Genomic DNA, 13,046 nt, shown 5'->3' on the forward strand with positions numbered 1-13,046 from the left:
TTTTTATGCTCTTATACTATTTTGAGTAAAAATCCGTTTACTTGTAACATGAAAAAGACAATTACCACCTTCCTATTCTTATTATACACCGGCCTGACCATAGCTCAGGAACATGGGCTTGTAACTGTAAACTGGACCGAAAAAAAAGAATTATCCTTTGGCGATTACTCGTTTACTGTACCTCAATTTAACGGTGAGAATTTTTTCTTTGACAGCTATACCAGAACCGTAAAATTTACACTCAGGATTCCGCTGAACAATCGCATAAATGAAAGTGCATTTCAAATCAGTAATCCGGTGTTTGAACCTATCACAGAGAACCAACTGGGTGATCTTTCAGTCAAAGACATTCCAACATCGTTCAAATACTCCTTCAAAAACAGCACTGCACGCGATAAAAATTACGGCCAAATCACCATCTCCCCAATAGTCAGAGAAGGAAATTCTTTTAAGAAATTAACGTCTTTTACTTATTCCGTTTCATCGAGTCCGTCTTTCAAAAACACGATTACTGCCAATAATGTAACTGCAATTGAAAATTCGGTATTAAATACCGGCAATTGGTATCGTTTTTATGTGCAAAAATCGGGAGTGTATAAAATCACCAAGGGATTTTTGGAAAGCTTAGGACTTGACACCGGAGGAGACCCCAGAAAGATAAAGATTTACGGAAACGGAGGAAGAATGCTGCCTTTACAAAATGCAGAAAATTATCCGATGGATTTAGCCGAAAATGCTATACAATTTATTGGTGAAGAAGATGGCAAATTTGATAGCTCCGACTACATTCTCTTTTATGCCGAAGGGATGGACAATTGGAATGATGAGTACAAAAGTCATCTGAACATTTATGCCGACAAATCTTATTACTACGTAACTGCACAAGGCGGCATGGGCAAAAGGATGACCGATATGATTCAACCAAGTGCTGCCACGACGACGACTATAAACACTTTTGATGATTATCAGTTTTACGAAACAGACAATATCAATATTGTAAAGTTAGGACGAATTTGGTTTGGTGAACAATTCGGGATAAACAACGAACAGGAATTCAAATTTAAAATCCCCAACATTGTAACTTCTTCACCTATCACAGTTAGCGTACACGCTGCTACAGCTGCTTCGGTGGCAACAAAATTTAAAATTGAAGCCAACAGTCAATTGTTAGGAACCATGAATTTCGGAGCACTATCTGCCAACTCAGGCACCGAAGCTTTAGACCAATATCTTTCGGCAACCACCAATGTCAGTTCAGAAGATATAACTGTAAAAATCAGTTACGACAACAGCGGCGTTCCAAGCTCAAACGGTTACCTGGATTACATTACCATCAATGCCAAAAGAAACCTGCTAGGCAACGGCAAACAGTTTAAATTTCAATTTAATCAGGCGGCTTCGTTATTCGGGGTTGGAGAATATCAAATTGGAAATGCTGCAAGTATCAGTCAAATTTGGGACATCACCGACATCTATAATGTAACCAAAACAGACAATGCCGCTCAAAACTCTTTCGCGTTCAAATCAAATCTGGGAGAAATAAGAAAATACATTGTTGTTGATAAACAGGATTATTTTACTCCGCTAAAAGACTCCAAAACCAAAGTTGACAACCAAAATCTGAAAGGCACAATTTTAACAAACGCCCAGGGTCAGTTTCAGGATATTGACTACTTAATCATTACACCTAAAATTCTAAATTCACAGGCCGAGAAATTAGCCAACTTTCACAGAGGACATTCAAATATGAAAGTTAAAGTGGTGAACCTTGAAACCATTTACCAGGAATTCGGCTCAGGCAAACAAGACATTGGCGCCATAAGAAACTTCATCAAGTATGTTTATTTTAACGCTTCTGATATCGACAAGCGAGTGAAATATGTAAACTTGTTTGGCGATGCCTCTTACGATTTTAAAGACCGCACGAGAAACAACACCAACATAGTACCCATCTATCAAGCACTGAACAGCTACACCGAGAGCGAAGCTTCTTTTGCTTCGGATGATTTTTACACCATGATGGATTCGGATGAAGGGAGAATCGACTATGGCTCCACTCCTGCTTCGGGAACTATTTCTATTACTTATGACATAGGCGGAATCGACATTGCCGTGGGCAGGATGATTGTGAGCAGTCCGGAACAAGCTGATGAAATGGTTAATAAAGTTATAGAATACCACGATGTAAAATCATTTGGCAGTTGGCGCAATAACTATGTGGCCATTGCAGATGACACCGACAAACCTTCAGATGCTTCACTGCAAAACAAACAAAACAATCTGACGGACACTATTGTCAACCAAAAGCCATTTATCAACTTTAAAAAAATCCTTTTAGATTCATACGAGCAGGAAACCTCTGCAGGCGGAAAAAGATACCCAAAAGCCCGTGAAGAAATTTTTGCGGCTTTTGAAAAAGGCGCTTTAGTTTTTAACTATTTGGGGCACGGTGGTGAAGACGGACTGTCGGGCGAACGCATTTGGGAAAAATCAGACGGACAAAACCTGAACAACCGATACAAATACCCACTGTTCATTACCATTACATGTGACTTTTCAAGATTTGATAATCCATACCGACCAACTGCCGGTGAATACACCTACTGGAACCCTAAAGGCGGAGCCATATCCATGATTACCACAGTACGGTCTATCGGACAGTTGAACGCAGAGATTTTCAACGACAAAATAGCCCAGTATCTGTTTGCTTATAATTCTAATGAATACCCTACCATAGCAGAGGCTCTGCGATTGGCCAAAGCAGCCGGTTCTAACACCGCCACAAACGTAGTTTTTTATTTAGGCGATCCCGCTTTGATGTTGGCCATTCCGAAACCTAAAGTGGTTTTAACCAAAGTAAACGACATGCCGATTACCGGTCCGATTGATGATTTACAATCGCTGGCTTACGTCAAACTGACGGGTGAAGTTCGGGATGAAAACAACAATCTTTTACCCACATACAACGGAGACCTTTCGGTAAATATTTTCGACAAAAACATCATCCGTGCCACTTTAAACAATGATGGCATGAGCCCTCCTATTAATTTTACCAATTTAGGCGAAACCATTTTCAGAGGTAATGCTTCCGTTGCCAACGGTAAATTTGAATTTGGATTTGTAGTACCGAGAGACATCCGAATTCCGGTGGCCAATGGTCGAATCAGCTTTTATGCCAAAAGAAATCAACCTTTATCGGACAACACCGGTTTTAATACAGATATAAAAATAGGCGGCATCAATACCAACGCTGTGGCCGATGTCACCGGTCCCAGAGTAAAACTGTATATGAATGATGAAACTTTCGTCAATGGAGGCATAACTAACAAATCCCCATTTCTTTTAGCATTGTTGGAAGACGAACACGGAATCAATACCGCGAGCGGCATTGGACATGACATTGTAGGCATACTGGACGGAGATGAAACCAAGCCTTACATCATGAATGATTACTATCAAACCGAACTGAATGATTACACCCGAGGCCGCGTCTATTTCCCTTTCCGAAATTTAGCAGTGGGTCTGCATACTGTAACGTTTAAAGCTTGGGATGTATACAATAATCCGATAACTGCAGAAATACAATTTGTGGTGGTTGGCGATGAGAATGTCACACTCGATCATGTGTTGAATTACCCGAATCCGTTTGTGAATTATACCGAATTTTGGTTTTCTCACAACAAACCTTTCGAACCTCTGGAGGTTCAGGTACAAGTCATGACCATAACCGGAAAAATAGTATGGACCAAAAACCAAACCGTGACCAATGACGGCTTTCTTTCAAGAGAAATAACCTGGGACGGAAAAGATGATTTCGGAGACCGCATCGGAAAAGGAGTTTATGTCTATAAACTGACCGTAAAGTCCACTTTGTCGAATAAAAAAGCAGAAAAAATAGAAAAACTTGTAATCCTTTAGGAAAATACTATATTTGTTAACTTTTATTAATATTGATAATGAAAAAAATTGCAGCAGTACTATTACTACTAACCACAATACCATCTATCAACGCCCAACAGGACAGCAGAGTAATCACAACCGGAGTTCCTTTCCTTTTAGTAGCAGCTGATGCCCGTGCGGCAGGTTTAGCCGATCAGGGAGTAGCTACTTCATCAGATGCTTTTTCGCAACAGTGGAATCCCGCCAAATATGCTTTCGCTACTGACAAGCAAGGATTCACGGCCAGTTACACGCCCTATTTGACCGATTTAGTGAATGACATTTCACTCGGGCAAGCCACCTACTATAATCGCATCAATGAGCGAAGTGCCTTTGCCGTTAGTTTGCGTTATTTTGGTTTAGGCGAGATAGAGTTGAGACAAAATGCTAATGATATACCTCAAATAGTAAAGCCAAGCGAATTGGCCTTTGACGGTTCATACTCTTTGAAATTGAGTGATCGTTTTTCGATGGCTGTAGCCGGACGATACATTCGTTCTGCTCTTAGAATTGCTGATGCCAGTGCTGGTGGCGATGCCAAACCGGCCTCAACATTTGCCGTAGACATTGCCGGTTTTTATCAGGGTGAAGAAACTGCTTTGTCTGATTTCAACGGGCGTTTACGACTTGGGTTTAACTTTCAGAATTTAGGTCCGAAAATCAACTATGATGCCGGAGCCTCTGATGACAATAGTGCCAACTTCCTTCCTGCCAACATGAGACTGGGTGCCGGGTATGATTTCATATTTGACGATTACAACAAAGTTTCGCTTAACGTAGAATTGGCCAAATTATTGGTACCAACTCCGCAAAGTGCCGATATCAACGGAGATGGCCAGATTTCAGGAGCTGATGAAACAGCACTATACCAACAACAGCAAATTGATTACAACAAAATCAACTGGGTTTCGGGTATCTTCAAATCATTCAATGATGCGCCGGGCGGGTTCAGTGAAGAACTTAAAGAATTCACCTATTCGGTAGGAGCCGAATATTTATACCAAGATTCATTTGCTTTCCGCTTAGGCTATTTTCACGAAAGTCCTATCAAGGGATACAGACAGTTCTTTTCTTTAGGAGCCGGATTCAAATATAATGTGGTAAAAGTAGATGTGTCTTATTTGTTCTCAGCATCCAAAGTGAAAAATCCGCTGGAAAATACACTTCGCTTCTCCTTAACCTTTAATTTTGGTGAAAAATACGATGATTATTAATAGTCAATAAATACAAAAAACAATATCCAAATTTCTGCTTTTGAAATTTGGATTTTTTTTCCTCAATAATGAAACAACTTTTTAAATCTTGCAACATAAAACAAAGCGCAACAACAGTTGTTTCGTTTACCAACAAAAAAATTTCTCAATTCGAATGAAACAAATAAACATCAACACTTCGTTCACGGTATTTTCATCGGCAGCCGAATTGCCGCAGGAAGTTCAGGCATTAATGCAGCAAGCTGTAGAAATCAGAAAAAAAGCATATGCTCCTTATTCTAAATTTCGTGTAGGCGCTGCCTTGCTTTTGGATAACGGCAAAATTGTTTTAGGATCCAATCAGGAAAATGCTGCCTATCCTTCCGGACTTTGTGCCGAGAGAGTAGCCATTTTTCAAAGTGGCGCCATTTATCCTGATGCAAAGATTGTGAAGTTAGCCGTTTCCGCCGCATCAGACACCAACGAAACCAAATCGCCGATTCCACCTTGCGGAGCATGCCGACAATCCATTTCGGAGTATGAATTCAAACAAGATACTCCAATTGAAATTTATTTTATGGGCGAAACCGGAGAAGTCTACAAATCGGATTCGATTAAAAATTTACTCCCGTTGAGTTTCGATAAAAACTTCCTGTAGAAAAGGTAAAAATTACGGTTTTAAATTTTACTTCTTACGGGGAATGTTTTACTTTTGCCATTCGCAAATTTGTGAGTGAGTGAACCATTTTGCGTTGAATCCTATTTAGAACTTAATAACGCTTTAGTAAAAAGTAAAAAATGAAAGAAGTAACCAGAGACGTTTATTTAAAATGGTATGAAGACATGCTGTTTTGGAGAAAGTTTGAAGACAAACTTGCCGCACTATATATTCAACAAAAAGTTAGAGGATTTCTTCACTTATACAACGGACAAGAAGCCGTTTTAGCTGGCGCTTTACACGCTATGGACTTGTCTAAAGACAAAATGATTACGGCCTATCGTAATCACGTTCAGCCTATCGGCATGGGGGTTGACCCCAAAGCGGTTATGGCGGAATTACTCGGAAAAGTAACCGGAACCTCTAAAGGTATGGGAGGCTCCATGCACATCTTTTCTAAAGAACACGGATTTTACGGAGGTCACGGTATCGTAGGAGCACAAATTCCGGTGGGTGCCGGTATGGCCTTTGCCGATAAATATTTTAATACCGGCGGTGTAACCCTTACCTATTTTGGTGACGGTGCGGCACGCCAAGGATCGCTACACGAAGCGTTTAACATGGCCATGTTATGGAAATTGCCGGTAGTTTTCATTTGTGAAAATAATGGGTATGCCATGGGAACTTCGGTAGAAAGAACCGCCAACCACACCGATATTTGGAAACTAGGGTTAGGTTATGAAATGCCTTGCGGACCGGTAGACGGCATGAACCCTGTAAAAGTAGCCGAAGCCATGCACGAAGCCATCGAAAGAGCGCGTCGCGGTGACGGACCTACTTTCCTGGAAATGAAAACATACCGTTACAGAGGACACTCGATGTCAGATGCCCAATTGTACCGTTCTAAAGAAGAAGTAGACGAATACAAAAAAATAGATCCAATTACGCAGGTTTTGGATATCATCAAAGAAAACAAGTTTGCCACTGATGCCGAAATTGAAGTGATAGACGAAAGAGTGAAAGATTTGGTTGAAGAGTGTGCCACATTCGCCGAAGAATCGCCTTTCCCGGAAGCACAACAATTATACGATGTCGTGTACGAACAAGAAAATTATCCTTTCATCCCTCACAGACTATAATTTATGGCAACAAAAGTAACCATGCCGCGCTTGAGCGACACCATGACGGAAGGAACCGTTGCTACTTGGTTGAAAAAAGTGGGCGACAAAGTTTCTGAAGGCGATATTTTAGCAGAAATTGAAACCGACAAAGCGACCATGGAATTTGAGTCGTTCAACGCCGGGACTCTATTATACATTGGAATTAAAGAAGGCGAAACCGCTGCCGTCGACTCACTTTTGGCCATTATTGGTAACGAAGGTGAAGACATCTCCGCTTTGCTTGCCGGAGGTTCAGCACCCGCTGCTCCTGAAGCCAAAGCCGAAACTGTAGCCCAGACTACAGAAGCGCCAGCAGTATCATCAGTTCCAACTTCTTTACCAAAAGGGGTAGTAGTCGTAACCATGCCACGTCTAAGCGACACCATGACCGAAGGAACGGTAGCTACTTGGTTGAAAAAAGTGGGTGACGAAATAAAAGAAGGGGATATCTTGGCGGAAATTGAAACCGACAAAGCCACCATGGAGTTCGAATCGTTCAATGCCGGTACTTTATTATATATTGGAATTAACGAAGGACAATCCGCTCCGGTTGACAGCGTTTTAGCTATCATCGGACCTGCCGGTACTGACATTACCGGTGTGGCCGAAAACTTTAAAAAAGGCAGCACTTCTACTCCTATAGGTGCTGAATCAGCTTCAGCTCCGGCAGCCGTTGCTCCAGTTGCTTCTACAGAAACTACATCAACGGGAAGAATTTTTGCTTCACCATTAGCTAAACAAATTGCCAAAGACAAGGGAATCAACTTAGCTCTAGTAAAAGGAACCGGAGAAAACGGCAGAATTACCAAAAGTGATGTAGAGAACTTTACGTCGTCAGCTTCTGCACCACAAACTACAGCAACTGAAGTACCAAGCACTCCACAATCGGTTACTGCTCCGGCAGTCAAACCATTTGTTCCTGCTGGTGAAAAATTCAGCGAAGAAATCAAGAATTCCCAAATGCGTAAAACCATTGCACGTCGTTTGGCGGAATCTAAATTCACGGCACCACATTACTACTTAACCATAGAAGTTAGTATGGACGAAGCTATGAAATCACGTGCCGTAATCAATACGGTACCTGATACCAAAGTATCATTTAATGATATGGTGGTAAAAGCATGTGCCATGGCCTTGAAAAAACATCCGCAAGTTAACTCTCAATGGAGAGAAGATGCGATGATCATCAATCATCATGTCAATATTGGCGTAGCCGTTGCTGTTGAAGATGGCTTGGTAGTTCCTGTTCTTAATTTTACCGACCAAATGACTTTGTCTCAAATTGGAGCAGCGGTCAAAGATTTAGCCGGAAAAGCCAAAAACAAAAAATTGACTCCGGCCGAAATGGAAGGCAGTACGTTTACGGTTTCTAATCTTGGGATGTTCGGCATCCAATCGTTTACTTCGATCATCAACCAACCGAACTCTGCGATTTTATCCGTAGGAGCCATCGAGGAAAAACCGGTGGTAAGAAACGGTCAAATCGTAGTAGGCAACACGATGACTTTAACATTAGCGTGCGACCACAGAACCGTTGACGGTGCCACAGGAGCTCAGTTTTTACAAACTTTGAGAATCTTCCTCGAGAATCCGGTGACGATGTTAGCTTAAATGGCGATTAAAATTGAAATCAATTATGTTTATAAAAAAACCCATTCTGTTTGAATGGGTTTTTTATTGCTTTTAAACAAAATAACTATTCTTTGATAATTCTCAGTGTCTTCTGTCCGCTTTCTCCTTGCACTTTTAGGATATAATTTCCGGCTGCCATATGGGACATGTCAAGCATAAGATGAGTATCATTGCAACTCTGCTCGTGTATTTTTTGCCCTAATATTGAATAAATCGCAACTGATTTTAAGAGTTTGCTCGATTGCAGGTTCAAACTATTTTTAACCGGGTTCGGCGCATATTGAACAGGTAAAATCTCGACATCATTAACGCCCAATATCAAGTGTACCGTTACCGGCAAACGGGAATCGCTTTCAACACCGTTAATAGTTTGTGTAGCATAATAAGTAGTTCCATCAACCAATAACGTATTCATGGGTAATGCTTGTTGTATTGAAGACATTGTTGCCATTTTGTTGTTAGCCGAAGCGTACCATTGCACATCAACTCCGCTCACAATCAAATCGGCCAAAGTATCTCCTTCGGAAAAGTTTTGCGAAAAAGGGCCGTTAGGAGCCGGAACTTCCTGTGATGCTACAATATCCATAGTTGAAATAGCATAACAACCTGATGCATTAATAACCTTTATACCTAGTGTTTGAACGTAAATAGGAGCATTGGTATAAGCAGAAGTATTATATATGACATTAGTACCATTTACAGCGTCTGCAAAACTTGGATAAAAGAAAACCGTACATCCTGATTGTCCCATTACTATATTACTGATTTGTGTAGTTAAATCAAATGTTTCTGTACCATCATTCCCAAAATCGTAAAGTATATATGGCGGATAACTAGGTTGAGTTACAAGAGGAGCAGTATTTACAACCAATTGAAAATTTCCAACATTATAACATCCGGTTGAATTTTGAACAACTCGGTACCAAATAGTTTGCCCATTAACACCAAAATAAGCACTTGGGTTAATAATCGGAGCAACATTTGATTGAGCACTTACCTGACTCACATAATAAGTCACAGTATATTGCGAAGCTATTAATGGCTGCACTGCAAGGATATTCGATGTTCGAACGGTTAAATCGACAAGTGTACTTCCGCTTTGCGGATGTGCATCCTGATCACAAACTACAACTGATGGCAAAGAACTTATCATTGGTGCGGGGTTTACTTGAAGTCCTATTGATATTATAGTATAACATCCCGTTAGAGGGTTAGTCCCCCTTGCATAAATTGTTTGATAGTAGGGATTAATTGTTACATAAGAAGATGGAAAGGGTATAGTAGTGCCCGATAATTGCGCGTCGGTAAGTGTTTCATGAAAAGTTACATTATAAGATCCTCCATTAAGCAACTCGGGAACTAATGGCATCAAATCAACAACCGCAATCCCATCCTGTTCATCATCACAAACCGCATAAGGCCATGACGGAGCTATTAATTGAGGCAATGGATCAACAACTAAATTTAGTGGTACAGAACTATAACAGCCAGTTGCCAAGTTCAACACACTCACATAAACGGTTTGGGTCCAAACAGTCGAATTGGTATAATTTGATGGATTAGCAATCTGACTAGTCAAACCCGCATCTACATAAAAATTTACTGAAACAGTAGCAGGATCTATCGTTCCTAAAACATTTGGTATCACTACAGTCAAATCAAAAGTTTCATACCCAACAGCTCCACTAAAATCACACAAATGGTAATCATTTGGAACAATAGCCCCTGGAGATAAATTTACAATTAACTGAAAACTGCCAACAGCATAACTATTTGTTGTAATATCGCTCACCCTGTAGTAAACTGTCTGAATGTTTGGACTAATATTATAGTAGGGACTTGCTATAGAATTACTACCAATTTCAGCATCAAGAGATGTTTCATGATAGGTTATGACATAATTTGCAGCAATCCCTGATTGTGCTGCCAGAATACTTGAATTTAGATTATTCAAATTAAAAACCCCAAACCCATCATTGTTAGAATCGCAATACATTAATGGAGGAAGACTGGGTGCCACAGGGTCAGCTGTCATGAACGCGTTAGCAACTGAAAATTGAAAGGCAAAAAAAGCAAATATCAAGGTTAACTTTGTTCTCATATTGTAAGTGTTTTACCAAAAATACAAAAACATTTCAGATAACACTTATAAGAGAAGTATTTTGATTTATTTTTACGGTTGAAAGTTAATAACCACATTATATGAAAAATACACTTGTTATCTCTTTATTATTTCTCATGATAAGCTGTCAAAAAAAAGACACGAGCGACAGCGAATTGGCGAAGCAAAAGGCTATAGAAACTGAAAAAGCAAAAGACCTTCATTCCTTTGCCCAGCCAAATAATGCAGTAGCTAAACATTTAGACTTAGACATCAACGTTGATTTCAACACTCAAACCATTTCGGGAAAAGCATCATGGGATATTGAAAATTTAGAAAAAGGAAGAGAAATCATCTTTGATGAAAATGCGTTAAACATAACCAAAGTAACTTTGGGAGATGAAGAAAAAGCCACCCAATTCAAATTGGGAAAAGAAGTAGAATTTCATGGCAGACCACTGCATATAATCATCGAACCAAACACAACTAAAGTCAATATTTATTACAATACCACTCAAAACGGTGTAGCTCTACAATGGCTTAAACCTGAACAAACTGCTGATAAAAAGAAACCATTTTTGTTTTCGCAGGGCGAAAGCATCTGGACACGTACCTGGATTCCTTGCCAGGATTCACCGGGTATTCGTTTTACTTATAATGCTAAAGTTACTGTTCCAAAAGACCTGATGGCGGTAATGAGTGCAGTAAATCCACAACAGAAAAACGACACTGGAATTTACACCTTCAAACAAGACAAAGCTATTCCGTCGTACCTGATGGCAATAGCAGTTGGCGATATTACATTTAAACCTATTGACAAACGAACCGGTGTCTATGCAGAACATTCGGTAATTGATAAAGCACAATGGGAATTCGCCGAATTGGGTGAAATGGTCAACGCAGCCGAAAAACTATTTGGCCAATACCAATGGGGACGTTATGATGTTATTGTGCTGCCGCCAAGTTTTCCCTATGGCGGAATGGAAAATCCAAACCTTACGTTTTTGACTCCAACGGTATTGGCCGGAGACCGTTCATTAACTAGTTTATTGGCCCACGAATTAGGACACAGTTGGAGTGGTAATTTAGTGACCAATGCAACTTGGGATGACATTTGGCTCAACGAAGGATTTACAACCTATGTAGAACACCGCATTGGAGAAGCTGTATTTGGAGTACAAGAAGCAAAAATGCAGGATGTACTGAGCAGAAAAGTACTTAAGGACAATATAGATGAACTGGGCATCAACAACCCAGACACCCGCTTAAAAGTGAACACCACCGGAAGAAATCCCGATGATGGTTTAAGCGACATTCCCTACGAAAAAGGATACGCCTTCTTACAGACCGTTGAAGCGGCCGTGGGACGCCAAAAGTTTGATGCTTTCATTACTACCTATTTCAAATCACACGCCTTCCAATCCATCACTACAGAAGATTTTGTAACCTATTTTAATAAAAATCTAATCAAAGGAGATAAAACATTAGCCGATAAAATAAAACTTGACGACTGGATTTATAAACCGGGAATCCCAAACAATTGCATCACACCTATCTCGTTAGATTTCAATGCCATTGATGGCATCCAAAAAACATGGCGAACAACTGGTATTAAAGGGTTGAGCAAAAAAATAAAATCCACCAATGAAAAACAACATTTCATCGATTACCTCCCGAAAGATCTGACCCTAAAAGAAATGTCCGCCATCGATGAAGAATTTCATTTCACGCAAAAAGGAAACTTTGTCATCAAACGTCAATGGTTCATACAAGCCATAAAACACCAATACAAGACCGCATATCCTAACATCGAAACCTTTCTGACCACTTATAGCCGGACCGGTTCTTTATTGCCTCTATACAAAGAAATGATTAAAACACCCAAAGGTAAAACCTGGGCTAAGCAAATCTTCAACAAAGCAAAATCAGGCTATCACGCCACAACCGTCCAAGCTGTTACCGGAATTTTAAAATAAAAAACTATTTTTCTCGCATAAGGTTGGAAGTCTTTGTGAACACTAAAGAATATTAAAACAAATAAGAAGCTCCTCAATTGAGGAGTTTTTTAATTGGGCGTGTTCCTGTCTAAAGCCAGGAACCGGGCTGTCCGGGTTACACGGTAACCTCTCCCATCCCTCACGCAATATGTGCTACAGCGGGAATATCTCTTGTGTCAAGCATTTCTTTTATAAATTTGTCATCCTGAGCTTGTCGAAGGACATAAAACAAAAAACCCTTACTATTTCTAGTAAGGGTTTCCAAAAAAAGGCGGCGACATACTCTCCCACATTACTGCAGTACCATCTGCGCAGTCGGACTTAACTTCTCTGTTCGAGATGGGAAGAGGTGAGCCCCGACGCAAT

Annotated in this window: 7 protein-coding genes and 1 rRNA gene; 6 read left to right on the top strand and 2 right to left on the bottom strand. The window is 40.3% G+C overall.

What is annotated here, in order from left to right; genetic code table 11:
* Positions 1-48 precede the first annotated feature (48 nt).
* The 5 genes from porU (at position 49) to EZL74_RS09405 (ending at position 8,561) form a co-directional block, all read left to right on the top strand.
* Positions 49-3,918 carry a type IX secretion system sortase PorU gene (gene porU, locus EZL74_RS09385; RefSeq protein WP_131476351.1) on the top strand — a complete coding sequence of 1,290 codons (3,870 nt, stop codon included), beginning with the start codon at positions 49-51 and terminating at the stop codon, positions 3,916-3,918.
* Between the two features lie 38 nt (positions 3,919-3,956).
* Entirely contained in the window at positions 3,957-5,153 is a 1,197-nt protein-coding gene (porV, locus tag EZL74_RS09390; protein ID WP_131476352.1) for a type IX secretion system outer membrane channel protein PorV, read from the top strand.
* Positions 5,154-5,307: 154 nt separating this feature from the next.
* The gene (gene cdd, locus EZL74_RS09395) at positions 5,308-5,790 is read left to right on the top strand and encodes a cytidine deaminase (protein WP_131476353.1); all 483 of its coding nucleotides are present in this window, start codon (positions 5,308-5,310) and stop codon (positions 5,788-5,790) included.
* Between the two features lie 140 nt (positions 5,791-5,930).
* The gene (gene pdhA / locus EZL74_RS09400) at positions 5,931-6,929 is read left to right on the top strand and encodes a pyruvate dehydrogenase (acetyl-transferring) E1 component subunit alpha (RefSeq protein ID WP_131476354.1); all 999 of its coding nucleotides are present in this window, start codon (positions 5,931-5,933) and stop codon (positions 6,927-6,929) included.
* A 3-nt stretch (positions 6,930-6,932) separates the two neighbouring features.
* Positions 6,933-8,561, top strand: a complete 1,629-nt coding sequence (locus EZL74_RS09405; RefSeq protein WP_131476355.1) for a pyruvate dehydrogenase complex dihydrolipoamide acetyltransferase — start codon at positions 6,933-6,935, stop codon at positions 8,559-8,561.
* A gap of 85 nt (positions 8,562-8,646) precedes the next feature.
* Here the strand turns inward: EZL74_RS09405 and EZL74_RS09410 are convergent, their stop codons facing one another.
* The gene (locus EZL74_RS09410; RefSeq protein WP_131476356.1) at positions 8,647-10,683 is read right to left on the bottom strand and encodes a T9SS type A sorting domain-containing protein; all 2,037 of its coding nucleotides are present in this window, start codon (positions 10,681-10,683) and stop codon (positions 8,647-8,649) included.
* Positions 10,684-10,784: 101 nt separating this feature from the next.
* Between EZL74_RS09410 and EZL74_RS09415 the strand changes: the two genes are divergently transcribed.
* Positions 10,785-12,659 (top strand): hydrolase/aminopeptidase, encoded by a 1,875-nt coding sequence (locus EZL74_RS09415; RefSeq protein ID WP_131476357.1) that lies wholly within the window; start codon positions 10,785-10,787, stop codon positions 12,657-12,659.
* A gap of 287 nt (positions 12,660-12,946) precedes the next feature.
* On the opposite strand, the gene rrf is transcribed toward EZL74_RS09415, so the two are convergent.
* Positions 12,947-13,046 (bottom strand): 5S ribosomal RNA (gene rrf / locus EZL74_RS09420); the annotation flags it as partial.

The sequence above is a fragment of the Flavobacterium silvisoli genome, assembly GCF_004329815.1.
GTDB classification, from domain to species: domain Bacteria; phylum Bacteroidota; class Bacteroidia; order Flavobacteriales; family Flavobacteriaceae; genus Flavobacterium; species Flavobacterium silvisoli.

Bases quoted from the DNA above. Each gene is read 5' to 3' on its own strand.
- porU (WP_131476351.1), top strand. From the start codon at position 49: ATGAAAAAGACAATTACCACCTTCCTATTCTTATTATACACCGGCCTG.
- porV (WP_131476352.1), top strand. From the start codon at position 3,957: ATGAAAAAAATTGCAGCAGTACTATTACTACTAACCACAATACCATCT.
- cdd (WP_131476353.1), top strand. From the start codon at position 5,308: ATGAAACAAATAAACATCAACACTTCGTTCACGGTATTTTCATCGGCA.
- pdhA (WP_131476354.1), top strand. From the start codon at position 5,931: ATGAAAGAAGTAACCAGAGACGTTTATTTAAAATGGTATGAAGACATG.
- EZL74_RS09405 (WP_131476355.1), top strand. From the start codon at position 6,933: ATGGCAACAAAAGTAACCATGCCGCGCTTGAGCGACACCATGACGGAA.
- EZL74_RS09410 (WP_131476356.1), bottom strand. From the start codon at position 10,683: ATGAGAACAAAGTTAACCTTGATATTTGCTTTTTTTGCCTTTCAATTT.
- EZL74_RS09415 (WP_131476357.1), top strand. From the start codon at position 10,785: ATGAAAAATACACTTGTTATCTCTTTATTATTTCTCATGATAAGCTGT.